This is a genomic window from Streptomyces sp. NBC_01450 (genome assembly GCF_036227505.1).
Classification (GTDB): Bacteria; Actinomycetota; Actinomycetes; order Streptomycetales; family Streptomycetaceae; genus Streptomyces.
Genome location: NZ_CP109480.1, coordinates 5,396,751 through 5,422,051 on the forward strand (window position 1 = coordinate 5,396,751; position 25,301 = coordinate 5,422,051).

General features: G+C 68.1%; 21 protein-coding genes and 1 tRNA gene. 12 read left to right on the forward strand and 10 right to left on the reverse strand.

Going from position 1 to position 25,301, the window contains the following annotated elements:
• Window positions 1–91 precede the first annotated feature (91 nt).
• Both OG568_RS23970 and OG568_RS23975 read left to right on the forward strand, forming a co-directional pair.
• Entirely contained in the window at window positions 92–1,069 is a 978-nt protein-coding gene (locus tag OG568_RS23970) for an ArsA family ATPase (RefSeq protein ID WP_329365863.1), read from the forward strand.
• Entirely contained in the window at window positions 1,066–2,475 is a 1,410-nt protein-coding gene (locus tag OG568_RS23975) for an ArsA family ATPase (RefSeq protein WP_329533044.1), read from the forward strand. The genes OG568_RS23970 and OG568_RS23975 overlap by 4 nt, the downstream gene beginning before the upstream one ends.
• A 217-nt stretch (window positions 2,476–2,692) precedes the next feature.
• Here OG568_RS23975 and wblA read toward each other — a convergent pair whose 3' ends face one another.
• Window positions 2,693–3,031 (reverse strand): transcriptional regulator WblA, encoded by a 339-nt coding sequence (wblA, locus tag OG568_RS23980; protein ID WP_028799159.1) that lies wholly within the window; start codon window positions 3,029–3,031, stop codon window positions 2,693–2,695.
• Window positions 3,032–3,439: 408 nt separating this feature from the next.
• Between wblA and OG568_RS23985 the strand changes: the two genes are divergently transcribed.
• Entirely contained in the window at window positions 3,440–5,737 is a 2,298-nt protein-coding gene (locus tag OG568_RS23985) for a transglycosylase domain-containing protein (RefSeq protein ID WP_329533045.1), read from the forward strand.
• Window positions 5,738–5,932: 195 nt separating this feature from the next.
• Here the strand turns inward: OG568_RS23985 and OG568_RS23990 are convergent, their stop codons facing one another.
• Window positions 5,933–6,397 carry a GatB/YqeY domain-containing protein gene (locus OG568_RS23990; protein ID WP_266627063.1) on the reverse strand — a complete coding sequence of 155 codons (465 nt, stop codon included), beginning with the start codon at window positions 6,395–6,397 and terminating at the stop codon, window positions 5,933–5,935.
• Window positions 6,398–6,550: 153 nt separating this feature from the next.
• Between OG568_RS23990 and OG568_RS23995 the strand changes: the two genes are divergently transcribed.
• The 5 genes from OG568_RS23995 to OG568_RS24015 all read left to right on the forward strand — a co-directional run bounded on the left by OG568_RS23995 (window position 6,551) and on the right by OG568_RS24015 (window position 11,768).
• Entirely contained in the window at window positions 6,551–7,477 is a 927-nt protein-coding gene (locus tag OG568_RS23995) for a metallophosphoesterase (protein WP_329533046.1), read from the forward strand.
• 270 nt (window positions 7,478–7,747) lie between these two features.
• Window positions 7,748–8,548 carry a Pr6Pr family membrane protein gene (locus tag OG568_RS24000; protein WP_329533047.1) on the forward strand — a complete coding sequence of 267 codons (801 nt, stop codon included), beginning with the start codon at window positions 7,748–7,750 and terminating at the stop codon, window positions 8,546–8,548.
• A 28-nt stretch (window positions 8,549–8,576) separates the two neighbouring features.
• Window positions 8,577–8,650 (forward strand) — tRNA-Pro (locus tag OG568_RS24005).
• A gap of 584 nt (window positions 8,651–9,234) precedes the next feature.
• On the forward strand, window positions 9,235–10,032 hold the full coding sequence (locus OG568_RS24010) for a pentapeptide repeat-containing protein (RefSeq protein ID WP_266627059.1): 798 nt from the start codon (window positions 9,235–9,237) through the stop codon (window positions 10,030–10,032).
• Window positions 10,033–10,790: 758 nt separating this feature from the next.
• Window positions 10,791–11,768 (forward strand): XRE family transcriptional regulator, encoded by a 978-nt coding sequence (locus tag OG568_RS24015; RefSeq protein WP_266627057.1) that lies wholly within the window; start codon window positions 10,791–10,793, stop codon window positions 11,766–11,768.
• A gap of 78 nt (window positions 11,769–11,846) precedes the next feature.
• On the opposite strand, the gene OG568_RS24020 is transcribed toward OG568_RS24015, so the two are convergent.
• The 6 genes from OG568_RS24020 to OG568_RS24045 form a co-directional block, all read right to left on the reverse strand.
• Window positions 11,847–12,470 (reverse strand): hypothetical protein, encoded by a 624-nt coding sequence (locus tag OG568_RS24020; RefSeq protein WP_266627055.1) that lies wholly within the window; start codon window positions 12,468–12,470, stop codon window positions 11,847–11,849.
• 40 nt (window positions 12,471–12,510) lie between these two features.
• Window positions 12,511–12,930, reverse strand: a complete 420-nt coding sequence (locus OG568_RS24025) for a hypothetical protein (RefSeq protein ID WP_266627053.1) — start codon at window positions 12,928–12,930, stop codon at window positions 12,511–12,513.
• Window positions 12,931–13,035: 105 nt separating this feature from the next.
• Entirely contained in the window at window positions 13,036–13,437 is a 402-nt protein-coding gene (locus OG568_RS24030) for a hypothetical protein (protein WP_266627051.1), read from the reverse strand.
• Complete coding sequence (locus OG568_RS24035; protein ID WP_329533048.1) at window positions 13,437–15,068, reverse strand: hypothetical protein; 1,632 nt, start codon at window positions 15,066–15,068, stop codon at window positions 13,437–13,439. Before OG568_RS24035 ends, OG568_RS24030 begins: the two co-directional genes overlap by 1 nt.
• A gap of 403 nt (window positions 15,069–15,471) precedes the next feature.
• Window positions 15,472–16,989 carry a LacI family DNA-binding transcriptional regulator gene (locus tag OG568_RS24040; protein ID WP_329533049.1) on the reverse strand — a complete coding sequence of 506 codons (1,518 nt, stop codon included), beginning with the start codon at window positions 16,987–16,989 and terminating at the stop codon, window positions 15,472–15,474.
• A gap of 528 nt (window positions 16,990–17,517) precedes the next feature.
• Window positions 17,518–18,072: a helix-turn-helix domain-containing protein gene (locus OG568_RS24045; RefSeq protein WP_329533050.1), complete on the reverse strand. Its 555-nt coding sequence runs from the start codon at window positions 18,070–18,072 to the stop codon at window positions 17,518–17,520.
• Between the two features lie 256 nt (window positions 18,073–18,328).
• Here OG568_RS24045 and OG568_RS24050 point away from each other — a divergent pair, with 256 nt between their 5' ends.
• The 4 genes from OG568_RS24050 (at window position 18,329) to OG568_RS24065 (ending at window position 23,412) form a co-directional block, all read left to right on the forward strand.
• Window positions 18,329–19,861: a DnaB-like helicase N-terminal domain-containing protein gene (locus OG568_RS24050; RefSeq protein WP_443077739.1), complete on the forward strand. Its 1,533-nt coding sequence runs from the start codon at window positions 18,329–18,331 to the stop codon at window positions 19,859–19,861.
• Between the two features lie 253 nt (window positions 19,862–20,114).
• Complete coding sequence (locus OG568_RS24055; protein ID WP_443077740.1) at window positions 20,115–20,954, forward strand: DUF2637 domain-containing protein; 840 nt, start codon at window positions 20,115–20,117, stop codon at window positions 20,952–20,954.
• 308 nt (window positions 20,955–21,262) lie between these two features.
• Window positions 21,263–21,703 (forward strand): plasmid mobilization protein, encoded by a 441-nt coding sequence (locus tag OG568_RS24060; protein WP_329533052.1) that lies wholly within the window; start codon window positions 21,263–21,265, stop codon window positions 21,701–21,703.
• A 5-nt stretch (window positions 21,704–21,708) separates the two neighbouring features.
• Window positions 21,709–23,412 (forward strand): relaxase/mobilization nuclease domain-containing protein, encoded by a 1,704-nt coding sequence (locus OG568_RS24065; protein WP_329533053.1) that lies wholly within the window; start codon window positions 21,709–21,711, stop codon window positions 23,410–23,412.
• Here the strand turns inward: OG568_RS24065 and OG568_RS24070 are convergent, their stop codons facing one another.
• Entirely contained in the window at window positions 23,413–23,967 is a 555-nt protein-coding gene (locus OG568_RS24070) for a flavoprotein (protein ID WP_329533054.1), read from the reverse strand.
• The gene (locus OG568_RS24075; RefSeq protein ID WP_329533055.1) at window positions 23,964–25,235 is read right to left on the reverse strand and encodes a helix-turn-helix domain-containing protein; all 1,272 of its coding nucleotides are present in this window, start codon (window positions 25,233–25,235) and stop codon (window positions 23,964–23,966) included. The genes OG568_RS24070 and OG568_RS24075 overlap by 4 nt, the downstream gene beginning before the upstream one ends.
• Window positions 25,236–25,301 lie beyond the last annotated feature (66 nt).

Below are 25,301 nucleotides of genomic sequence, written 5' to 3' on the forward strand. Positions count from 1 at the left end.
CCGACTGTAGCCGTTGCCGCCGGGGGCCTCGCGCACACGTTGTCCACAGCCTCCTGCGTACTACGGCGACGGACTGGTTAGGCTCGAAGACGTGAGCAGGCTCCAGGTCGTCAGCGGCAAGGGCGGTACCGGCAAGACCACGGTAGCCGCAGCCCTCGCGCTCGCCCTCGCAACCGAGGGCAAGCGCACCCTCCTCGTCGAGGTCGAGGGCAGGCAGGGCATCGCGCAGCTCTTCGAGACAGAAGCGCTGCCCTACGAGGAGCGGAAGATCGCCGTCGCTCCGGGGGGCGGGGAGGTGTACGCCCTCGCCATCGACCCCGAACTGGCGCTTCTGGACTACCTCCAGATGTTCTACAAACTGGGCAGCGCCGGCCGGGCCCTGAAGAAGCTCGGCGCCATCGACTTCGCGACCACCATCGCCCCCGGTGTCAGGGACGTGCTCCTCACGGGCAAGGCGTGTGAGGCCGTACGCAGGAAGGACAAGAGCGGGCAGTTCGCGTACGACTACGTCGTCATGGACGCGCCACCCACGGGGCGGATCACGCGCTTCCTGAACGTCAACAAGGAGGTCGCGGGCCTCGCCAAGATCGGCCCGATACACAATCAGGCGCAGGCCGTGATGCGCGTCCTGAAGTCGCCGGAGACGGCCGTGCACTTGGTGACGCTGCTGGAGGAGATGCCCGTCCAGGAGACCGCGGACGGCATCGCCGAGCTGCGGGCGGCGAAGCTCCCGGTGGGGCGGATCATCGTGAACATGGTGCGGCCCGCGCTCCTGGACGAGGTCGACCTCGATCTCACCGGCGCCGTCGCACGCAGCGCCATCGCCAAGTCGCTCTCGGCGGCCGGACTCGGCGGCGCCCGTCGCGGCGGGAACGCCGAGCGGCTCGTCGGCCCCCTCCTGGAACAGGCCGAGGAGTACGCCGAGCGGCACACCCTGGAGCGCGAGCAGCGCGCCGTCCTGACCGAGCAGGACCTGCCGCTGCACGAACTCCCCCTGCTCGTTGAGGGAATGGACCTGGCGGGCCTGTACGAGCTCGCAACGGAACTGCGCACTCAAGGGATCTCATGAGTCTCGACCCGGCCCGCGTACTCGACGTCGACCCGCTGCTCGACGACCCCAGGACCCGCATCGTGGTGTGCTGCGGCTCGGGCGGCGTCGGCAAGACGACCACGGCGGCGGCCCTGGGGCTGCGCGCCGCCGAGCGGGGCCGCAAGGTGGTCGTGCTCACCATCGACCCGGCGCGCAGGCTCGCGCAGTCGATGGGCATCGACTCCCTCGACAACGTCCCACGCCGTGTGAAGGGCGTCGACGACTCCGCGGGCGGCGAGCTGCACGCCATGATGCTCGACATGAAGCGCACCTTCGACGAGATCGTCGAGGCGCACGCGGACGGCGAGCGGGCGGCCGTGATCCTGAACAACCCCTTCTACCAGTCGCTTTCGGCGGGCTTCGCGGGCACGCAGGAGTACATGGCGATGGAGAAGCTGGGCCAGCTCCGGGCGCGGGACGAGTGGGACCTGATCGTCGTCGACACGCCGCCGTCGCGCTCGGCGCTCGACTTCCTGGACGCGCCGAAGCGGCTCGGGTCCTTCCTCGACGGACGGCTGATCCGGCTCCTCACGGCCCCGGCGAAGCTGGGCGGGCGTGCGGGGATGAAGTTCCTGAACGTCGGGATGTCGATGATGACCGGCACCCTGGGGAAGCTGCTGGGGGGACAGCTCCTCAAGGACGTGCAGACGTTCGTGGCGGCGATGGACACGACGTTCGGGGGCTTTCGTACGCGCGCGGACGCCACGTACAAGCTGCTCCAGGCGCCCGGGACGGCATTCCTGGTGGTGGCGGCCCCGGAGCGGGACGCGCTGCGCGAGGCCGCGTACTTCGTGGAACGGCTGGCGGCCGAGGACATGCCGTTCGCCGGCCTCGTGCTCAACCGGGTGCACGGCAGTAGTGCCGCCCAGCTGTCCGCCGAGCGGGCGCTCGCGGCGGCGGAGAATCTCGATGCCGAGGCCGCGGAAAATCTTGACGACGCCCGCATTGTGGATCAGGAGGGCGGGAAAGCTGGACTTCGTAACTCTCCCGACACGTACGGCAGTTCAGAATCTCCCGCTTCCGAGACATCAGCTCCCGATGGCTCCGAAGGTCCAGCCGGCTCCGACGGTTCCGATGAAGGCTCCCCCGCCGCCACGGACAGCACAGACGCCACGGACAGGACCGACGCGCCGACCGACACGCCGCCGCACGGACACCGGACCGTCGAACAACTCACCGCAGGCCTGCTGAGGCTGCACGCCGAGCGCATGCAGCTGCTCTCCCGCGAGCAGCGCACGCGTGACCGCTTCGCCGCGCTCCACCCGGAGGTGGCGGTTGCCGAAGTTGCCGCGCTGCCCGGCGACGTACACGATCTCGCAGGACTGCGGAACATCGGAGACCGGCTCGCGGCCAACCGGCCGGAGCTGCCTGAAGCCGGCGCCTGAGCGGCGCCGTCCACGGGCCCGGGCCGGACCTGAGTCATGGGCTCGTGACCGGACCTGAGTCATGAAACTCGCGGCCAGGCCTGAGTCATGGCCTCATGGCCTCATGGCTGAGCCTGAGTCGGCTGGGCCTGAGATGGCCTGAGGCGGGTGGGTCCGAGGCGACGGGTGGGTCCGACGCGGGCCGAGGTGGCCCCGCGGGACGCCCTCCGTGGCACTGTCACCCCACCGCCGCGTAGCGCTCGTACACCTCTTCCTCGTCGAGGGGCAGCAGGCCCGCGCCGCGCTCGTACTCCGTACGCGCGGTCTCCAGCAGGCGACGCCACGAGGTGACGGTGGGACGCCTGCGCAGCAGTGCGCGACGCTCCCGCTCCGTCATGCCACCCCACACGCCGAATTCGACGCGATTGTCGAGCGCATCGGCGAGGCACTCCGTGCGTACCGGACATCCGGTGCACACTGCCTTCGCCCTGTTCTGCGCTGCTCCTTGAACGAACAGTTCATCCGGATCGGTAGTGCGGCAGGCCGCCTGCGCACTCCAGTCGGTTACCCAGCCCATACCGGCGCCGTCCTCTCCCGAATCGAGGCTCCCCCACGGCGGCAGCGGCATATTCACCGCCGCCAGTTGAGGACGTTACGGAAGGCAGGCACAGCGCAACACCCCCTGCGGGCCCAATCTTGAATGGCCCGAACGGACTATGCGTAAGCGGCAGATCACCCGGGGGAGTGAGCGGCGGACATACGTGAGTATCCCGGCAAACCGGGACAGTTCAGTTGAGTCACAACGGACACCTGGTGACGCATGAGGCTGATTCGGACACGACCTCCCCAAAAAAGTTGGGGAACCTCCGGAACGATTCGGGGTCGCCGGACGTATTGATACGTGGCCATACTGCTGTGACAGTTGAGAGCAGCTTAGGCCAAGGCATATACGCGTGTCCGGCGAATGAGAACGTAGGCTGCCCCCATGCCAAAGAAGCGCTCGGGCGGTGGTCTGTCGCCAACGCAACAGGCCGCCAAGTTCCTCGGTGTCAGCGTGCTCGCTGGAGCAGTCATGGCCGGAATCGCGCTGCCCGCAGCGGGCGCGCTCGGTCTCGCGGCCAAGGGTTCCGTCCAGGGGTTCGACGAGATCCCCGACAACCTGAAGAGTCCCGCGCTGAGTCAGCGCACCACCATCCTGGACAGCAAGGGCGGTCAGATCGCGACGGTGTACTCGCGCGACCGTACGGTGGTCGACCTCAAGGACATCTCGCCGTACATGCAGAAGGCGATCGTCGCGATCGAGGACTCCCGCTTCTACCAGCACGGCGCGATCGACCTGAAGGGCGTCCTGCGCGCCGTGAACCAGAACGCGCAGAACGGCGGGGTCGCCCAGGGCGCCTCCACGCTCACCCAGCAGCTGGTGAAGAACTACTTCGTGGAGGAGGCCGGCGACGACCCGACGAAGGTCGCCCAGGCCACCCAGCAGACCCTCGGCCGCAAGGTCCGCGAGCTCAAGTACGCGATCCAGCTGGAAGAGAAGCTCGGCAAGAAGAAGATCCTCGAGAACTACCTGAACATCACGTTCTTCGGCGAGCAGGCCTACGGCGTCGAGGCCGCCGCCCAGCGTTACTTCTCCAAGCCCGCCAAGGACCTGAACCTCCAGGAGTCGGCGATGCTCGCGGGCATCGTCCAGTCACCCAGCCGGTACGACCCGGTGAACGACGAGGCGGAGGCCACCAAGCGGCGCAACACCGTGCTGCAGCGCATGGCCGAGGTTCACGACATCTCCCAGCAGGATGCCGACAAGGCCAAGGAAGCGAAGCTGGACCTGAAGGTCAGCCGGCCGAAGAACGGCTGCATCACGGCGGTCAAGGGCGCGAGCTTCTTCTGCAAGTACGTGGAGAACGTGTTCCTGACCGACCCGGTCTTCGGCAAGACCAAGGAGGCCCGGGCGAAGGTCTGGAACCAGGGCGGCCTGACCATCCGTACGACGCTCGACCCGCAGGCGCAGGAGTCGGTGCAGTCCTCGATCAAGTCCCACGTCAAGAAGTCGGACTCGGTCGCCACGGCGGCCACCCTGGTCGAGCCCGGCACCGGGAAGATCGTCGGCATGGGCCAGTCGAGGCCGTACGGCTACGGGAAGAACGAGACCGAGTACAACTACTCGGTCGACCGTGACATGGGCGGTTCGAACTTCGGCTTCCCGACCGGTTCGACCTTCAAGCCGTTCGTGGCCGCGGCCGCGCTGGAGGAGGGGCGGCCGGCGACCCAGCACTACTCGTCGCCGTACGAGATGCTCTACCCCAGCCCCGTACAGACGTGCAGCAGCAAGCCCTGGACCAACCTGACCAACGAGAAGCTGTCGAACGAGAGCACCGAGGAGAAGGGCCCGTACGCGCTGAAGACGGCGATGGCCAAGTCGGTCAACACCTACTTCGTGCAGATGATCTCCGACATCGGCATCTGCCCCGTGGTGAAGATGACCGACAAGCTGCACGTCGTGCAGGGCAACGGCGACAAGCTGCCCGAGGTGCCCGCCATCACCCTCGGCTCCAAGGGCATCTCCCCGCTGACCATGGCGAGCGCGTACGCCACCTTCGCCTCCCGGGGCATGTACTGCACCCCGATCGCCATCGAGTCGATCACCCAGAAGGCCGACGGCAAGGAGAAGTCGCTCGAGGTCCCGAAGTCGACCTGCTCCCGGGCCATGTCCGAGAAGACCGCGGACACCGTCAACACACTGCTCCAGGGCGTGATCGACTCCGGTACGGGTCAGCAGGCCGGTCTCTCCGACCGCGACAACGCCGGTAAGACGGGTACGACGGACGAGCGCAAGAACGCCTGGTTCGTCGGGTACACGCCGAACCTGTCGGGCGCGGTCTGGGTCGGCAGCCCCAAGCAGAACGTCAAGATGACGAACATCAACATCGGCGGCGTCTACCGCGCCCTCGTCTACGGCGGTGAGGTGCCCGGCCCGATCTGGAAGGACGCCATGACCGGCGCCCTCTCGGGCAAGAACTCCCCGTCCTTCAACCTCGTCGACATTCCGGACGACAAGCCCAAGGACGACGGCCAGGACCCGACCGACGGCGACAACAACGGCGACCACAGGGGCAACGCGAACGGCGGGAACACCACCAACGGCAACACGATCAACGGGAACACGATCAGTGGCGCCAACGGTGACACGAACGGTGGCGGCTTCCCGACGCCTTCGTTCTCGATCCCCTCGGGCTTCATCCAGGGACAGAACGGCAACGGCAACGGGGGTCGTAACGGGTAACCCCGTGACGACCGCCGGCCGAGAACGGCCCAGCACAGTCGTCGGCCTCGGCGCTTCCCCAGTCGGGGGAGCGCCGAGGCCGACGGCGTTCGGTGAGCAAGCGGGTACGGGTAGAGGTACCGGGGTACGGCTACGGAGTTCTACTACTGCTTCTGCTGCTGCTCTTACTGGCGCTGGGTCTGGTCCCTCTCGGGCTCAGCCCGCGAGCAGCTTCTTGACCACGGCGGCGACCCGGCCGCCCTCGGCAAGCCCCGCGACCTTCGGGTTCACGATCTTCATGACCTGACCCATGGCACGCGGCCCCTCGGCACCCGCCGCCCTGGCCTCCTCGACGGCCTGCGCGACGATCTGCTGGAGCTCGTCGTCGGACAGCTGCTTGGGCAGGTACGTGGCGAGGATCTCCCCCTCCGCCTTCTCCCGCTCGGCCGACTCGGGACGCCCGCCCTGCGCGAAGGCGTCCGCGGCCTCGCGGCGCTTCTTCGCCTCGCGGGTGATCACCTTCTGTACTTCGTCGTCGGAGAGCTCGCGCTTCGTCTTGCCGGCGACCTCTTCCTTGGTGATCGCGGCGAGGGTCAGCCGGAGCGTCGAGGAGCGGAGCTCGTCGCGCTCCTTGATGGCGGAGTTGAGGTCTTCCTGCAGCTTCGACTTGAGCGTGGTCATGCCGTCGATTGTCGCAGGTGTGGTGCGGCGGTCGCCTGCTGATTTCAGCGCCGTGCCCTGGGACGCGCCGTCGATGGGCGCGAGGCTGTCCACAGGTTCGAGGCTGTCCACAGGGTGGAACGCGGGGCTGCCGGGGTCTGACACGATGGACGTATGCGCGCGCAATACGGAGTACCCCTGGGAATCGCGGCGGTGGGCGCCGCCGGACTGTTGTACGCGGCGGGTTTCGAGGCCCGCTCGTTCCGCCTCCGACGGGTGACGGTCCCGGTCCTGCCACCAGGCATGCGGCCGCTGCGCGTCCTCCAGGTCTCCGACATCCACATGGTGAGCGGTCAGCGCAAGAAGCAGCGCTGGCTGCGCTCCCTGGCCGGGCTGCGCCCCGACTTCGTCATCAACACCGGGGACAACCTCTCCGACCCGGAGGGCATCCCCGAAGTCCTGGACGCCCTCGGCCCGTTGATGGAGTTCCCGGGTGCGTACGTCTTCGGTTCGAACGACTACTACGGCCCCAAACTCCGCAACCCCGCCTTGTACCTGCTGGAGAAGTCCAAGGGCCGCCACGGTCTGAACGGCAACAGGCCGGCCGTGGGCGTCATCCACAACCCGTGGGAGGACCTGCGCGACGGCTTCGACACGGCGGGCTGGCTGAACCTGACGAACACCCGGGGGACGCTCAAGATAGAAGGCGCCGAGATCGAGCTGACCGGCCTCGACGACCCGCACATCAAGCGGGACCGCTACGCGCGCGTGGCCGGCGGCCCGTCGGAGTCGGCCGACTTCTCGATGGGCGTGGTCCACGCCCCGTACCTGCGTTCGCTCGACGCGTTCACGGCGGACGGCTATCCCCTGATCCTGGCCGGCCACACTCACGGCGGCCAGCTGTGCCTCCCCTTCTACGGCGCCTTCGTCACCAACTGCGACCTGGACACGGACCGCGTGAAGGGCCTGTCCACGCATACGGCGGAGGGGCGAACGTCGTACATGCACGTCTCTGCGGGCTGCGGCACGAACCGCTACACGCCGGTACGGTTCGCGTGCCCGCCGGAGGCGTCACTGCTGACGCTGGTCGCTCGGCAGTAGGCCGGACGACGACGGCAGGGCGGACGGAAACGAGTCGGCCGGAGTGGGGCCGTCGATCGTGAGGGCCGTCGAGCGTGAGGGGCGGTCGGCGGCGGCGCCGGGCGGAGCGATCAAGGCGTCGAAGCCGAAGTCGATGTCGAAGTTGACGTGAAAGTTGATGTCGATGTTGATGTTGATGCCGATGTTGATGGGGCGCAGGTCAGCGCCCCGCCGTCACCCACCCGGGTGACCCATATAGCCCGATTCGCCCCCCGTGCTTAGCGTGGGGACATGATCGCCCCGCTCCCCAGGGACATACCCGACCTGCCCGCGATACCGGGCATCCCCCCGCCGATCCCCTCTGTCGTCCCGGCGACGGCGGTGACGACCCCCGTGCGCCGCCCCCTGGCGGCCACCTTCCGCCTCCTGATCGCCCTCGTCGCGGCCGCGGGCGTGGCCGTCGAGATGCGCCTGGGCAGTCCGCTCCACGTGCTCAGCTACTTCACCATCCAGGCCAACCTGCTGGTGGCGCTGGTCTTCGCCGCCTCGGCCCGGCGGGCGTGGACGGCACGTCGCCCACTGCCCGCGGTCCTCACCGGCGGCACGCTGCTCTACATCTCGATCACGGGCCTGGTCTACCACCTGATCCTGACGGACCCGTCCAGCGGCTTCTCCATGACCGGGGGCGTCGCCCCGCTCGCTTCCTGGCAGACGGTGTCGAACCAGATCCTGAACACGGCGATCCCCATCGCCGCGGTGATCGACTGGCTCCTGCTGACCCGCCCGGCGCCGTTCGCCCTGCGGCATGCGACCACGTGGCTTCTCTACCCCCTCGCCTACCTGGCCTTTTCCCTCACCCGCGGAGCGATGCTGTCGCCGGGTACGCCGGCGCGCTACCTCTACCCCTTCGTGGACGTCGACCGGCACGGCTACGTGGGCATCCTCGGCAACACCGCGATCCTCGGCGTCGCCTTCTATGCCCTCGCCCTCGTCGTCATCGTCCTGGACCACGTCCGCCCCGACCCGTTCCGCCACCGCAGCCGACGCCCCGAAAACCGGATTTCGTCTCCGGCCACCAGTGGGCTAAAGTAAACGACGTCGCCGCGAGAGCAGCGACAATCGGGGTGTAGCGCAGCTTGGCAGCGCGCTTCGTTCGGGACGAAGAGGTCGTGGGTTCAAATCCCGCCACCCCGACAGCCATAACACCAGGTCAGGCCCGGTGCTGAGAGATCAGCGCCGGGCCTGATTTGTTGTGCGAGCCCGTCTTGGGAGCCGTTTGGGAGCCGACTTCGAGATACGGCTCCCGAACGGCTCCCAAGGGCGCCAGCATGGACTAGGTCGGCCAGCAGTGCGCAAACTCCAGGGTGCGACCTCCACCGCCGCGGCGACGGCCCCGTTCTGGCGGTACTGGCGCCGCATCGCCGTGGCGGCATCGGCGTGGTCCGGATCGGTCAGCGTCTGGTGACGGGCCCAGCAGCGTGTCCCGCCCCAGGTGCTGTGGCTATTCGGTGAAGAGCCTGCGATCACGGTGCTTGATCGGTTCGAATGGGATCATGACCAGGGGGATAGCTCGTGCGAGCGCTCGTAGCGCTCAGCTCCGAAGGATCGCCAATCGCGGATCCCTAAGGGCAGGACGGCGAGGGCGGCGTTGGTGGTCTCCCTTGGGGCCGCGCCGCCCTGGACAGCGGCGACGAGCACCGCAACGCGCCAGGGCAGTCGATACACCGTCAGCCGGGGATTCCGCAGGTGAGACCGTCAATTGGGCACGACGGGTCGAAGTGGCGGTGGCGCTGGTAACGAGCATTGCGGCTATTGGCGCTCTGGTTTTCACGAGCCGCTCGGTTACTCAGGCACAGGAAGGGCTCGGGCTATCCCAAGAAGGGCAGATCACCGACAGGTACAACGCCGCAGTGGAGAACTTGGGTGACGAGGCCATGGATGTGCGACTCGGTGGAATCTACAGTCTCCAACGGATCATGCAGGACTCGCGGCGAGATCACCCGACTGTCGTGAATGTCCTATCTACCTACGTCCGCACTCACTCGGCCAAGATCCATATGCCCGCGGAGGGGAAGGCGTTTCTTCCCGGCGAAGACGAGCTGCCGGCTGACATCCAGGCTGCGATCACAGTTCTTGCAAGCAGAAATGTCAAATATGACGGAAAAATGAAAGTAAACCTGCAATACAGTCACCTGTTCTTGGCGGATCTCGAGGAAGCCGAGCTTGCCGGGGCCGATCTGGAATGGGTTGATCTGAGTGTGGCAAGGCTAGATGGAGCGAACCTGCGAGGTGCAAACCTGGAATCTGCATCGCTTAGCGATGCAGACCTCCCGGGGGCAAACCTGCGAGGCGCAAGCCTGCGGGGGGCAAGTTTGGAAGATGTGGACCTGAAAGGCGCAGACCTAAGGGATGCGGACCTGAGGGATGCAGATCTGGGAACCGTTCGAGGGGTGACCGTCGCACAGATCCTCTCAACGAGACTTAGCTCGCAAACTAAACTCCCGCCCGAAATAGCCAAGAACCCTAAGGTCATCGAGGCCATTCCGAAATCAACCGACGTTTTCGCTGACGGGTGAAGCATGTGTAACGGGGCATGGCAGGCAGCTTCATGGCGCCGTGAATGAAGTACTGCTTGCATCGATTTAGGTGGCCTTGGTTGGTCGGTCTCAGTTCTGATCTCGATAGTGGGTTGTTCCGTGGTCGTACACGAGTATCCGAAGTCATCCGGTGAGGTGCCTGAACAGCATTCTGGCGCACTAAGAGGACACTGATGGATTCCTGTGAGCCAATATCCGACAACTCGTAATGCGTAGTTCCGACCTGGGGCGGGGTCCGCAGGTCGAGGCGTCCGGCACCCCAGGGGGCCAAACAGGGGCCAACCGGCGTGAATGACGGGCGACGGTTGTGGACGTCTACGGATGGCGATCACAACCAACTCACCAGCCAGCACGATGGTTGGACATGTCTGGGTAGGCAGATATCGCGTTCGGGACGAAGAGGTCGTGGGTTCAAATCCCGCCACCTCGACAGCGAAGTACCAGGTCAGGGGCCTAATCCGCTTAGCGGGTCGGGTCCCTGAGTGGTTTCTGGGGTCGTTTTGGGAGCCGTTTGGGAGCCAAGTTCGTGATTCGGCTCCCGGGGGAACCGAATCGAACCATCAGGCAGGAGCACCCTCTCGAGCTTCACGGGCGGCCGCTCGACGAGCTGAGCGCTTCCACGTCGCCGAGGACCTTCAGAAGATCATCTGACAGCTGCTGAGAGAGTGGCCATCGAGCCGGAGGGCTCAGCATCCAGCCCGAGGCATACGACCCGAGGCTGGACGTCGACTTCACCGTTGGCCGGACTGAGCCAGGCGCAGCTGGCCCGCGAGGCTGGGCTCACACCTGCCGCGATCAGTCAATTCGAGAGCGGTGCGGCGCGCCCGAGCCCGGATACGGTCGGCGCCTTGGCCGAGATCCTCGCGGTGCCCCCCGCGTTCTTCCACGAGGCGATGGCCGAGAGCCATGAAGGCTTCTTCCGGTCACTGCGCCGGACGTCGGTGGTCGACCGCCGACGCGCCCGAGCAGTCGCTCACGTCGCCCACGACCTCGCCATCCACGCGTCGGCCGCACAGCGGTTCTGCGCAAGTGACGTGCCGATGATCCCTGTGAGCGGACTGGAGGCCCCTGCGTCCGAGATCGAGCAGACTGCGGCCCGAGTCCGGTCCCTATGGAAGGTTCCCCCGGGCCCGGCCCCAAACGTCGTCGAACTTCTAGAGGCGCACGGGGTCGCCGTGATTCGTCTCCCACTCGACAGCGCGGACGTTGACGCCTTCTCCCTGCCCTTCCCCGACAACCCTGTCGTCGTCCTAGGTACCGACAAGAACGACCGCGCACGGTCACGGTTCGACGCCGCGCATGAACTCGCCCATCTTGTGCTGCACGGTGAGCAGATCTGGGGTGTCAAAGAGGTCGAGACGCAGGCCCATCAGTTCGCGGCGGCGTTCCTTATGCCTGCCGAGGACATTTACGACCAGTTGCCGACCACGATCGACTGGTCAACCTTGTTCGAACTCAAGCGGTTCTGGCAGGTGTCTCTCGCCGCCCTGCTCATGCGCGCTCGGACCCTGGGCCGCATTAGTGACAGCACGTACTTGACGGCCATCAAGACGGCATCCGCCAGGGGGTGGCGCCGCGTCGAACCGGTTCCCCTAGGCCGACCGGAGCAACCGGCAAGGCTGTTGAGCTACCTCGCCTCGCCCGAGAGTGGCCCTGCCCGAGCTGTTCTGCCTCCGCGAATCGTGGAGAGCATCGGAACAGCGTCGGCGGCGTGACTGCAAGCGCCCCCTCGACTTGCCTCCCCTTGGGAGTCTGGGAGCCGAACTTAGAAACCCGCTCCCACGAAAGCCAGATCATCCCCCGTCGAGGTTCTCCCCCAGCGCGGAGCGTGTCTTGACGATCTCGGACTCGGCGAGTTCGCGAGCGCCGTGGGCCCGGTCTGCAGCCTTCTTCCCGATGGCCAGAAATCCGAAGAGCCCTGTGATGAACCCAACCAGGACTGCGCTGACGCTCGCGACACGGGCAGCTGAGACCGCGTACCGAAGATTCAAACGGGCTGCGGCTCGCTGCCCCTGCGCCCATCGTTTCCTCGCGGAGTCGGCAGCATTGGCCGTGCCTGCGGCGCAGACCTCCGTGAGAGCCGTGAACACGAAGGCCAACGGGACCAATCCACCAAGGGCGAACAGCACGGCGCCAAAGACGGCTCCGACGTAACCCCCAGCCGTTTGTGGGGCCGTGAAAGCTGCAACGACGCAGTAGACGGACGACGCGAGTAGCCAGACGGTGAGCAAGGTCCAGCCGAGCAACGTCCCGCCGGGCCCCGCCTCGTCCGCTTCTTCCGGTTGATGCCCGGCCGGAGATTCCTTCTCGTTGCGCTGGTGCTCCTGGGACGCCTGGGGCTCGTCATCTCGCCCGTGGTTCGGACGTGACGTCTGGTGGTTATTGACGTCTCCGTACACATTGCCCGCGATGAACACGCCAGGCCCGCGGTTGTGCTGCCCGCTCTGGCTCTGAGGGTCAGTTGTGTCTGCCATGCCCCGTGCCGTGGTTGATAGTGAGGCCGCCTTCAACGTTCCCGTTGATGAAGGTGCCCGTTCCGTGGTTGTGCTGGTTGACCACGGAGGTCGGATGGTCCTGTCGGGCCAGAGCCAACAGCTCGGCATACGCGACCGGTTCCGACTCCGCGAGTCGTACGAGCACGGGAGCCCACGCGACCGCGGCGGCCCGTACGACAGCCTCACGGTCACCCGCCTGGGCTTGGGCGACAGCACTCCGATCTCGGTCCAGACGCTCAAGCTGAGCCGCTGCCTCGTCCTCTCGACCGCTGCGTCGGATCAGACGGCCAATGGCCTCACGGACCCTCTGGTACCCCTCCTGGGTCGCCTGGGTGAGGAAGGCCGCCGCCATGGTGGTCGCTGCGAACGTCACTTCGTCCACTTCGTATTCCCCCCAACTGGTCGCAGCACTGTATCCACGCGCGCCGCAGGCGGCGGCCGGAACGGCTCATCCCGCATCCCAGGCCGGCTCAAGGGGCAAGCCGACTCAACTCAACAGCCCGCCAATGGCGTTGGCGAGGGCTTCGCCTCCTTGCTGGACTGCGGTGCCCACAACAAGCGCGGGCAACGCCTGCGCGATCCCGCGCAGTGTGCCGACCTGCGGCGGCGCATCGGGGGTCGCGAGCGAGGTGTCGACGGTGTCCGCCATAGCGCGCAGGACCGTCGCGTTCTGCAAGTCCGCCGCGTTGCGGTCGACATCCGCGCGGAACGCGGCGAGGAGGCCGCGCACAGCGTCGATGTCGACCGCGCCCTGAACCGAGGCAGACTGATGGATGCTGGAGATGTTCTGTCCCACCACGTTCTGCAACGGTGCGTTGTTGTTACCCCCGATGCTGATGCCCGAGCCATGGCCCGGGTCCGGCTCGGGGCGACGCCGTCCCACAACCATTACTTGCCTCCCTGATTCTTGTTGTCCTGGCCGACGCCACTGATGCCACTGCCGGCGACGTTCTGGATGGGAGCGTTGTTGTCCCCATAGACGAGGATGTTGTTGGTCACGGTGGCGACCTGCCGTTCGTACGCAGCCAAGTCGATCCCCTGCTCGTCGAGATACTCGGCGACAGTCCGGAAGACACAGGACTGCATCAGAACGACGTGACGCTTGGCATCGTCACTCTGGTGCATGTCGGTGACTTCCTCGGTGGAGTAACGGTCGCGCAGGCTAACCGGGTCTTCTTCCTCCGCATGGCCCTCGACCTTCTCACCGAGGCGCGCGACCAGTCGCCACACGGCCAGGGGGCCCATGGCCGTGTCCAGGAGCGACTGCGCAGCAAGCCACCTGAGCAGACGTGCTCCGCGTGTCCGGGCCGGTGCGGCGGTCACCCGCAACTCGTTGTAGAGCGGTGTCATCACGTGTGGACGAATGGTCAGCCGCAGCTCTCCGGCCTCCAGCGCGGCATGCACGAACACGCTGACCACGATCTGTCCGTCCCAGCTGATGCACTGGGCCCGCAGATACAGCCGGTCCGGCACACCGGAAGGGGACCTGCGTCCCAGACCGCTCAGGTCGGGCAGCTCCACCTTCGTCTCGCGGGTGCGCTGCAGCCATCGGGCCGCCGGCAGGCCGAGTATGCGCTCCATCGAGAACCCAGGGAGTGGATCTGTGATCTCCCGAGCGCCGCGACCCAGTTCATTCAGGGCGGTGCCCACGCGTCGGAGAAGTTCCGCCTCCCCGAACGGCCTGACCGACTCCTCGGCATCCTTGGCCTTCAGGGGGATGCTGATGCGAGCAGGTCCCCAGACATCACGCCCGGCACCGACGAACTGCTCCGAGGCGTCGTAGGGCAACGCCAGCTGCGATTGATCCTTGTTGATGTCCGACATCCTGCGTTTGGCCTTCGCAGCGGCCCACGGCAGGTCATCAGACGACACGCCCTCCCGCGTCAGGGCACCCAGCGCAGACCGTGCCACAAGCCGATCGGCCGCATACGCCAGTGCGACGACAGCCGCCAGCCCGAAGGGGAGTAGGGCCAGTTCCAGTCGCAACTCGAACACGTCGCCGCCAACGGGTCCGTACGGCAGGAGTGCAAGCAGCCACGGCATGAGCAGCACGGCATACGCCAGGCGCCGCGAAGGCGCCCACCGCGTCGGGCCGACTCTGCGGATGGCACGGAAGGCAGCCCACCGTAGGGACAAAGCGACGATTACGGCCGCAGCCCAGATCGCGAAAGCCCACGGCACCGCGTAGGCGACCAGCCCACACAGGACCAGGATGCATACGCGCCGTGCCCAACGGCGGCGCCGCGCACGAAGGCTGTGCGCCGTCACCGGAACAAGGTCGAAGCCGTACGACGGCACAGGCAGCGGCGGACCGTGCAGCACATGGTCGACGACCCACTTCGCAGTCGGTTCGCCCAGGGGTGGACAGTCGTCGCTGCCCTCCAGATAGATCGGCCGCCTGGTACTGCGCCGAGGCTTCTTGGCCTTCCCCGCTTTGCCCCGGATCCTGCGCCACCACGCCTTCACGGCCTTCACCCGATCAGGACGCGCATAGACCGCCTGACACAGCAGCAGCGTCACTTCGGACGATGTGGGGTCCACCTCCGCGGGGCGGTTGGCCCCAGAGGCAACAGGATTCGTCTGAACCGGGACAGCAGGCCACTCCGCCTCCTCCGCCCGTGCCCTCCCCCGAGCACGCACGCCCCACCCAACCGCCATCCCGCTCCCCCGTTCATCGACAGGCGGGCATCTTCACGGTGGACAGCAGGAACCGCCAGACCGCAAACGCGACAATGCGCGCAACCTCACTGGATAGCTAAGGATTGGCCGAAACTGCCTCCAGTTTGCCTGGCATGTAGGCCGGGCCCCTGGTGCCGCGTGAGTCTTCAGGGCTGAGTCTCTCGGCACGCTCCAGTGCCTCATGAAGACGTGGCACCTTCCGTCCTTCGGGAGCCGATCGCGCGAATCGGCTCCCGAACATCGGCTACTGACGTGAACCCAGACGCGCTCGCAGCAGCGCATCCAGCGAGCTCACCGGTGAGCCGAGGCTCAGCACCAAGCGGGCGTCGAGAGACGCTTCCCACTGCTCGGTCAACCCGCCCATGAGGCGCCTGCGCATGCCGGGGGTGACGTGCGCGTAGCGCGCCGAGACCGAGCCGTCGATGTGGCCCATGCGTTCGTCCATGAGGACCTTCTCCGTGCCGAGGTCCTCCATCACCGTCCGGTGAGTGTGGCGCAAGCCATGGGGAGTGAGCCCCTTGGCGATCGGTGTCCAGCAGGAGTCGGCCCGCTCGCCCGCGTTACGTCCTCGTACCGGGACACCCGGCCTCGGCTCGCCGAGCAGCGGGACGGGGCGGGCCTCCTGCGGCGCCTTCTTCGGGTACCAGCCGGAGACCGCCGGGGTGAACAGCCACGTCGCGAAGCCGTTTCGGCGCCAGTGGGCTGCGTGCTCCGACACCACGCCGCCCCGCACGAACCCCAGGTCCGCGATGGCCTGCTCCACCCTCATCCGCTTGGCTTCGGTGACGCGGTCGGGGTGGTTGAGGACGTTGGACACCGTGCCCGTGGAGACTTCGGCACGGCGTGCGACGTCGACGAGCTTCGCGCCCTGGTGGCCGCCAGTGCGGGCCGCGCCCTGGCCACGGAAGACGTAGGTCTTGCCGTGACACGGGCAGGGTGTCGGCTTCGTACGGGCGACGTGGTTGGCGACCAGGGCCGACAGCCAGTCCATCGCGTAGATGGTGCGGTAGCTGTCGTCTTTTGGCGGGCAGCGCACGAGCTCGCCGGTGTCGAGTTCATACAGCTGCCACTCGACGCGGATGGAGCCTGGGCGGGCGAACTCCGTCTCCAGGCCGACGATTTCGCCCCAGCGCATGCCGGTGTACCCCTTGAGGACGACGGCGACGAACTCGTCGTCGCGGCCGGAGAGCAGGGCGGCCCGTTCGGCAGTCAGTAGAATGCCGAACGGATCTGTGACGACCTTCTCCGGGCCGCGGTCTCGGGAACGGCCGGCGCGCTTGCCGCGCCCGCGCCGTCGGGCGGCCGGGTTGGATGTAATCAACCCCTCGTCGATCGCGTCCTCGAAGATCAGGTGGAGCGTCGAGCGCCAGGTCTTGACGCTGGAGGCCGCGTAGTCGGCCTTCTCCTTCTTCTCCCACAGGTCGACGTCCGTGCGCAGGATGCCGGCGAGCGCCTTGTCCTCGAAGTCGGGGAGCAGGTGCTCCTCGATGTGGCGCTTGTAGTTCTGCATAGTCGAGGCGGCCAGGTCCTGGGCCTCGTACCAGCGGTTCGCGTACTCGCCGAAGGTCTCCTGGCCGAGTGCCGGGTCGCGCCAGTCGCCGCGCCGGTACTTGTTCTCGGCCTCGCTCGCGGCGCGCTGCGCCTCGCCCTTGGTGGCGAACCGGATCGCCTTGCCATGCTCGTCGACGACCGTGAGGTGCTTGCCGGGCGCGGTCTTGTACCGGCCGCGCCAGTAGTTTGCGCGCTTCTCCGCGAAACCCATGTGTGCTTCCCCTTCCCCGTCGTCGTCCTAAGCGGCGGTCCCGAACTGGCTCTCGCGTGCGCGACGTGGGGACCGCGCACGCAGTCGAGTCGTGGGCACGGCAGCCGGCGGGGAGGGTTGGGTAGTGGGCGGCTTGGGAGCGTGAGCTGCCGCCGGGTACTGCTGAGGGAAGGCAGGTCGGGCCTCGTGCATGCGGATGATCTCCGCGAGGTGCCCGCCAGTGAAGCGGTAAGCGCGGCCAACGCGCGTGAAGGGGATAAGCCGTCGGCGGGCACGGTCCTTGACCCACCAGGCGGAGCAGCCGAGGACGGCGGCAACCTCCTCGGGAACGTACAGGCGCGGGAAGGCGGAGTCGGCGCGCGGGGTCGATGTGGAGACAGGGGGTATCGCGGGTTGGCGCAAGGGGTGGGTCCTCTTCTGGCGGGCATGAGTGCGGCAACACCGGCCCGCCGGTCGATCGCTGGGGATGGGTGGAGGCGCCCGTCCTGGGGGTTTGCGGGCCCAAGACGGGAGTGGAGAGAGTGGAGGCTATGCCTCGTCGGAGGTGTCGGCCTCGTCGTGGTGCTCGGCGGTCGGCGGTCCGTACGTCTCCAGCAGATGCTTGGCGGACGCCTCGGCCATGGCGTTGGAGACCATCACGTCCGCTTCCTCGCGGATGTCGGGGTGCTCGGCGAGGTACGCGTCCAGGGCGTCGCGGGCCTGGGTGTAGGCGGCGTTGGCCCGCCGAGTCTCACGGAACGCGTCCACGACAGCGTCGATGAGTTCCATGGCGCGGGCCTGGGCGGCGAGCTGCGGGGGGCCGACGAGGTTGCGCAGGTCGATGCCGAAGACGTCGGCGAAGCCGATGGCCTCGTCAAGGTTGATGCGGCGCTTGCCGTTCTCGATACGCCAGACCGCCGACGGGTTCATCTCGAAGCCGGCCTCGTTCAGGCGGTCGGACAGGGCGTTGGTGCTCCAGCCGCGTGCCTCGCGCTCAAGCTTGATGCGCACGGCGACGTTCGCCTCGCCGCTGAGCAGCACGCCCTGTGGGGCGTCGTCGTCTGCCACGTCCACCTCCTTCCGTTCGTAGCAGGTCACTGCCATTTGCAGCGATGCCTAAACAGTAGCATGCACTCTGCGATACGCAGAGCGCTTCTGCTATCGGCAATTCGTGTGGCATGCTGGTAGCTCACCCCCATCAGCCCGAGGAGTCCCCCGCGACCCACCCCGCGTAGCACCGCATGCAAAAAGCCCCCGGCTGTCACCGGGGGCCAAGCGCAAACCTCTCAACCGCCATCCCTAGCGATCGACCCGCGTGGCCGGGATTGCCGTCCCGTATGGCCCGCGAGCAGAGGAGCTGATGCCCAGTATGACCGATGCCCAACCGAATACGCCATCCCGCTCCGTGGACATCCACGCGTCAGCGCCGGAGGGGCCCACGCAGCCTTTCAACGTGGAAGCCGAGCGCGCGGTGCTCGGCGCCTGCATGCACGACAGCGACGTCATCGACACGGTCCGGCCCATCCTGGGCGAGGACGCCTTCTACCGGCCTGCCCACGAGACGGTCTGGCGCGCGCTGCTCACCCAGCATCGCGAGGGCAGGCCGACCGACCCGATCGTCCTGACCGAACTGCTCCAGGAGCAGGGCGATCTGCAGCGTGTCGGCGGCCCCGTCTACCTGCACCAGCTCGCCGACGCGCTCTACGGCACCGGCAACGCGGAGCACCACGCGGAGATCATCCGCAAGAAGGCCGACCTCCGCCGCCTGCTCGCCTCCGCCGTACGCACCGTCCAGCGCGCCCAGGAGTCGGGCGCCGATCCCGACGAGATACGCAGCGAGATCGAAGCGGCGGTACGCGCCGAGCGCGAGCGCGCACTCGCCTCGGGCCAAGGCCGCCTGTCCCGCTTCGCCACCGATGGGTGGGCCTTCGTCAAAGAGACCGGCGCAAGCGCCGAACCCCTCTGGGGAACCCGCGACAAGACCGTCTGGGCACCGGGCGAAAGCCTGATGATCGTCGGCGCTCCGGGCGTCGGCAAGACCACCCTTGCCCACCAGGTGGTCTTCGCCCGCCTCGGCCTGCAGGAGACGGTCCTGGAGATGCCGGTCGCCCCCAGCAGGCGGGTGCTCTACCTGGCCATGGACCGCCCCAAGCAGATCGCCAAGGCCATGGACCGCCGCGTCTTCAACACCGACGAGAAGATCCTGCGCGACCGGCTCGTCGTCTGGCAGGGCCCGCTGCCCGCCACCCTCGACAAGGAGCCCGACCTCCTCGCCGACCTCGCCGCCGCCCACCGGGCCGACACCATAGTGATCGACAGCCTCAAGGACGCCGTCAGCACGATGGTCGACGACAGCCTCGCCGTCGCCTTCCACAACGCCCGCATGCGCGCCCTGCGCAACGGCGTGGAGATCATGGAACTGCACCACCAGCGCAAGGCCACCGCAGACGCCCCACGCGGCCAGCGCCCCAGCCTGGACCAGGTCTACGGCTCCACCTGGATCACCGCCGGCGCGGGCAGCGTCCTGTTCATCACCGGCCGGGCAGGCGACCCCGCCGTCACCCTCCACCACCTGAAGACCCCCACCGGGGAAATCGGCCCGCTCGACGTCACCCACGACCACGTGCGCGGCACCACCACGGTCGACCCCAGCAAGGACCCCGCCGTCCTGCTCCGCAACGCCCCGAACGGGCTGACCGCCCGAGACCTGGCAGCCGTCCTGATCGGCGGGGGCGACCCCGACCGCGCCGATGTGGAGAAGGCACGACGCCATCTGGCCCGCCTCGTCGACAGCGGCCTGGCCACCAAGGCCGACGGGATCGCCGGAGGAGCCGGAGGCGGACAGCAGACCCGCTACTACGCCTCCGCACGCCACCTCACTGCCGTCGGCTGAGCTCCCGCCGGCCCGCGCAAAGCGATCACGCGACCGTACACGCGGCCCTCACGCGAACACCCCGCCGTGAACCGCTCACAGCGAGCACGCTCATCCCAAACCCGCAGGTCAAGCGATCACGCGAGCGTCCACGCCGTACACGCACCCAAGCGATCACGCGCGGGGCCCCCTTTTAGAAGGGGGCCCGCGTGTACGCCCCCTCCGTGAACGCCCCTCACTTCCACACCACAAGCCCCACCGCACCACCCCTGGAGTGCCTGTCTTGCCCTCCCCCGCCCCGATAGCCCCGGCCGCCATGCGCGGCAGCCGCAGCATCCGCGTCGGCATCGTCCTGCTCGCCGCCGTCGCCTTCGCCCTCTCCTACGACGCACTGCGTCAGATGGCCGTCGCCAGCCACGTGCGCGGGCTGCTCACCTACCTCTTCCCCCTCGTGATCGACGGCTTCATCGCCATCGGCATCGTCGCCCTGCTCCTCCTGCGCACCGCCCCGGTGCGCTCCCGCCTGTACGTGTGGACGCTCGTCGGCGTAGCCACCGGCACCAGCATCTCGGCCAACGTCGTACACGCCGTCGGCCTCAACGAGGGGACCCGCCTCCACCTCAACAACGCCACCGCCGGCGCCCTGTCCGCCATCGCCCCGCTCGCCCTCGCCGGCGCCGTCCACCTCTACCTCGTCATCAACCGCCACCTCGCCGCCAACAGCGAGGCAGCGGCGTCCCCCGCCACGCCGCCCGCCGAATCCGCCACGCCAAGGGAGGACCGCCAAGTCCGCCAGGAGCAGGCGGACGACGCCACCACCGCTCCCTCTGACAAGGCGAGCAGCACGCCCACGCCCGAGGCGAAACCCGCCGCCACCATGACGTCGGCTGCCAAGAAAGCGCCCAGGGCGGGCCAGCGCAAACGCACCGTCCCCGAAGAAAAGCTGCTGGCCATCGCCCGCGCCATCGGCACCGAGACCGGCCAAGTCCCCCGCACCGCCTTGGAGAAGGCGGTCAGGGCGAAGGGCTACACCATCAGCAAAGACGACGCCCAGAAGGTCGCCGCCACCGTCACGGCGGAACTGACCGCCGCCAAGAACGCCATCGCCGCATGAGCGTCACGGCAGAACGCCGGGCGTTGGCAGATCGCGTTCCGCCAACGCCCGGCACGGCCACCTGAGCGGCGCCGCCAGCCCGCTCCTCGCGGGCTTCGCAGAGCCAACTCCGACTCGGCCACCCGGCTCGACACCGCGAGTACAACCCCATCCCGCACTACTCCACGGAGACGAACCGAATGCACGACAATCACCATGAGCACCACGCTCCCCGTAATGCCGCATCCGACACGCCAGCCACCAGCGGAGCAAGCTGTAGCGATGGACCGTCCAAGGGCCGGTCCATCGCGCTTGCCCCCGCCCCAGGGGTGACGGAGGAGGTCCCGCACCGGGGGGCTCGGCACCAGGAAGCCCCGGCCGAGGGCGGCCGGGCGCAGAAGGGGAAGCGGCCGGCCCGACGCCGTTCCCGCCAGGACAAGCAGCGGGGCAAGCGGCAGACCTTCCGCGCCAGCGAGAGTGAAGCCGCTGAGATCGACGCCGCCGCCGAGGCCAAGGGCATCTCCAAGGCCCGCTTCATCGCCCAGGCCGTCCACGCCGAACTCCACGGCCGCCCCCGGCTCGACCAGGACGACGCCCTCGACCGCCTCGACGCCGCCCGCGTCCAGCTCGCCCGCATCGGCAACAACCTCAACCAGATCGCCAAGATGCTGAACTCCGGCGGCGACGCCATCCACCTCCAGCGCACCCTCGACGACGTCCGCCAAGCCGCCACGACCGTCAAGGCCACCGCCCAGAAGCTAGTGAGCTGAAACCCTTGGTCCCCGACGTCTCCCGCGGCAGCCGCACCATCGGACTGCTGCACTACCTCTACCGAACCAGCGACATCGAAGCCCACGTCGACCCGCACATCGTCGCCGCCTACGACCCCTTCGTCCCCGACCCCGGCCGCCACCCCGACGCCACTTTCTCCGACCTCGCCGCCGACCTCGACCAATGGGTCAACGCCCTCGGCGACAAGGCCCCCACCAAGCACGTGTGGCACTGCCCCGTTCGCACCGCGCCCGGCGACCGCCACCTCAGCGACGACGAGTGGGCCACCGTCGCCCGCCGCGTCCTCAACGCCACCGGCATCGCGCCCGAAGGCGACGACCAAGCCTGCCACTGGATCGCCGTCCGCCACGCCCCCGACCACATCCACATCGTCGCCACCCTCGTCCGTGCCGACCGCACCCGCCCCCGCCACCACAAGGACGGCACCCGCGCTCAGGCCGAATGCCGCAAGATCGAGAAGGACTTCGGCCTCCGCCGCCTCAATGAAGGCGACGGCACCGCCGCCAAACGCCCCACCAGCGCCGAACGCCACAAGGCCGAACGCCTCGGCCAGGAAGATGCCTCCCGCGAGCTGCTGCGCGAACACGTCCACCGCGCCCTGGCCGGGGCAGCCGACGAGGCCGAGTTCTTCGACCGGCTCGCCGCCGAAGGCGTACGCATCAACAAGCGCATCGCCCCGTCCGGCGATGCCCTGGGCTACAAGGTCGCAATAGTCGGTGACCGCAACGGCGACCAGGAACCCATCTGGTTCGCCGGGTCCACACTCGCACCGGACCTGTCCCTGCCCAAGATCCGCAAACGGTTCACGCACACCACCGCCGAGGCCGAACATCCCACCCCCGGATCGCCCTTCGGACGGTCTGCGCCCGTCCGGGCTCGCCTGTTCGCCACCGAGGCCACCGAGGATGTCCTGGTGGCGATAGCCTCCGCCGACGACGGAACGGTCGCCGCCCACATGAAGGGCATCGGCGAGGTCCTCGACGCGCTCGCCCAGACCTCCCACGGGCACACCGGCACCGAACTGCGAGACGCCGCACGGTATTTCGAGCGCGCCACCCGCTCCCACATCCAGGCCCGCGACACGCAGATGCAGGCCCTGCGCCGCGCGGCCCGCCAGATCATCCACTCCGGCCCCACCCTCGGCCGCGGCCCGGACGGGACCGCCACCGCCATGGTCCTAGACGTCCTGCTCCTGGCCGCCATCGCCGCCGCACGCTGGTACGCCGCACGCGGCCACGCCCAGCAGGCCGAAGCATCCCAACGCACCGCCGAACACCTCCGCGCCGCCTACAGCGCGGCGGCCCAGGCGCCCATGGCAGTGATGCACGCGAACGGACAGCGCCTACCCGCTCCGCTACAACGCAGGCACGCGCGGACCGTCCTGGCCGTGCTGCCGCCGGATGTGGCTCGGCGGCTCCAGGACGAGCCGGGCTGGCCCGCCCTGGCCGCGAGCCTTCAAGAGGCGAAACGGGCCGGTCACGACGCCGCTGTGCTCCTGCAACAGGCTGCGGACTCGCGGGAACTGTCTACAGCGGAGTCCGTCAGCGATGTCCTTGTCTGGCGGCTCAGGCGGCTTGCGGACCTTCCCGCTCCGGTCGCCGCGCCTCATCGGCCTGCCCAGGGCCTTGCCCCTTCTGCCGCGCCGACAGTTCCGCAACCGAGTCAGGCATCAACGCGTCGGCGGTAATCACTCCGCGGCAGCAAGCACAGGGGCGAGCAACTCCAGCGCTTCCTCCCATCGGAAGCGGTCAGCCCCGCCTCCGACCTTGGGTTTGTGGGGCTCGTAGCTGCCGATCAGGACGCCCATCCCACGTAGCCGTTCCACGCTCTGCTGGTACGCAGGGTGGGCGGCCTGGGCCGCATTCAGATAGGGGAGGACGGTGGTGGGAATGCCCATCCCGTATGCCTCGCACAGGATGCCCAGGGCCAGGGTGTCGGAGGTGCCGGCGGCCCACTTGTTGATCGTGTTGAAGGTGGCCGGGACGACGGCGATCGCGTCCGCAGGCGGCAGTGGGCGGGCTTCGCCGGGCGTGCGCCAGGCGGAGCGGATCGGGTATCCGGTCTGCGCCTCGATCGCATCGGTGTCGAGAAATCCCAAACCCGATGGCGTGGCGATCACGCCGACGTCCCAGTGCCGTTCCTGCGCGGCGGTGATCAGCTTGCCGATGTCGCCGGCGATGCCGCACGCGCACACGACGACGTACAGGAAGGGCTGCTTGTCCGGGGCGTTCTGCTCGGTCACGCGGGGACTCCCAGTCGGCGGCTGAAGTGATGTAGTTCCGGCAGCGTACGACGGCGGTCGCGGGCAGCCATGTCGGCGACCAGGTCGCGAACAGCCGGGCGGCGGACATCCTGGGTGGCGCAGGTCTCGGCGATGCGCAGGGCCTGGTAGCCGTCCGAGAGGCGGCCCTGCTGGCTGTAGGCGCGGGCAGCTTCCACCCAAAGAGCAGCCCGGCGCTCCGGGACGGGGATGTGCCGGCGCATAAGTGGGCGAGCCGCTTGGAGGGCGAGGCCCGCATCGCCGAAGGCCACCAAGGCGCTGAGCTCGTGCAACGCGACGTTCGTGGGGCTGAAGTTCGCCCAGGCGTCGGGGCGGTCGAGGGACACGTACCGGGCCACTTCCTTGGCTTCGGCGAGAAACTCCTCCGTGGCAGCACGGTCGCCACCACCGCTGGCCGCCGTCACGCCGCGCAGCAGCAACAGCCCCACGGCCGCGAGGTACGTCGGGGAGCGTCGATCGTAGGAGCCGGTGAGCTGATCGGCCGTGTGCCGGACGAGGGTGACGGCCTGGGTGGTGTGCTTCTCCCGGGCCAGGACGTGGGCCTGGACGCGGACGCTGGAGGCGAGGACCACCGGGTCGCCGGAGCGTTCGGCCTCGGCCATCGCCCGGCCGACCGCGAGCCAGGCGTTGCCTTGGTCGTGCTGTTTGAGCAGCAGGCTGGTCGAGGTCTGGTACGCGGTGGCCAAAAGCGCGGACAGCGTGTCGCTGTCCGTCGCGCCATTGGAGGCGAGCCGCAGGTCGGCGATCAGGCTGGGCAGGGTGCGTTCCAGTTCCGTGTAGTCGCAGGTATAGAAGAGCCTGCGGGCCGTGCCGACCCGCTCGCGGAGAACTGCCGTATCCAAGGGGGCGTCGGTGCTCGCCGGGCTCAGGCCGGGCAGGAGGGCTTGTACGAGTTCGTTGTGGGCGGCGGCTGCGCCGGCCGGGGTCGCGAGCGCAGCAATGCTCGCGGCGAGGAAGGTACGGCGGTGCATGTCCTCTGCTTCGAGATCGGCGGCGGAGGCATCGGGCGCAGCGGCGAGGCCCAACTGCTGGGGCGGAATCCTGAGTTCCTGCGCGACGGCGCGTAGGACGCGGATGTCCTCCGTCCCACGGCCGCTCTCCAGGCGGCTCACCTTGGACTGGTGGTAGCCGAGCGCGGTGGCGACATCCTTCTGCGAGCGCCGCTGTAACACCCGCGTCTGACGGATCGCTTCGCCGATCCGTCTCGCTTCGCTGTGTGCTTCGGCCATCTGCCACGGCCCCTTCCGCCGTCGCCGATCCTGCCTGCTCAACCGAGCGTAGATCAGCCGTACTTC

Bases quoted from the DNA above. Each gene is read 5' to 3' on its own strand.
- OG568_RS24030 (WP_266627051.1), bottom strand. From the start codon at position 13,437: ATGGTTGTGGGACGGCGTCGCCCCGAGCCGGACCCGGGCCATGGCTCG.
- OG568_RS24045 (WP_329533050.1), bottom strand. From the start codon at position 18,072: ATGGCAGTGACCTGCTACGAACGGAAGGAGGTGGACGTGGCAGACGAC.
- OG568_RS24000 (WP_329533047.1), top strand. From the start codon at position 7,748: ATGATCGCCCCGCTCCCCAGGGACATACCCGACCTGCCCGCGATACCG.
- OG568_RS24040 (WP_329533049.1), bottom strand. From the start codon at position 16,989: ATGGGTTTCGCGGAGAAGCGCGCAAACTACTGGCGCGGCCGGTACAAG.
- OG568_RS23975 (WP_329533044.1), top strand. From the start codon at position 1,066: ATGAGTCTCGACCCGGCCCGCGTACTCGACGTCGACCCGCTGCTCGAC.
- OG568_RS23990 (WP_266627063.1), bottom strand. From the start codon at position 6,397: ATGACCACGCTCAAGTCGAAGCTGCAGGAAGACCTCAACTCCGCCATC.
- OG568_RS23995 (WP_329533046.1), top strand. From the start codon at position 6,551: ATGCGCGCGCAATACGGAGTACCCCTGGGAATCGCGGCGGTGGGCGCC.
- OG568_RS24050 (WP_443077739.1), top strand. From the start codon at position 18,329: ATGCCCAGTATGACCGATGCCCAACCGAATACGCCATCCCGCTCCGTG.
- wblA (WP_028799159.1), bottom strand. From the start codon at position 3,031: ATGGGCTGGGTAACCGACTGGAGTGCGCAGGCGGCCTGCCGCACTACC.
- OG568_RS24075 (WP_329533055.1), bottom strand. From the start codon at position 25,235: ATGGCCGAAGCACACAGCGAAGCGAGACGGATCGGCGAAGCGATCCGT.
- OG568_RS23985 (WP_329533045.1), top strand. From the start codon at position 3,440: ATGCCAAAGAAGCGCTCGGGCGGTGGTCTGTCGCCAACGCAACAGGCC.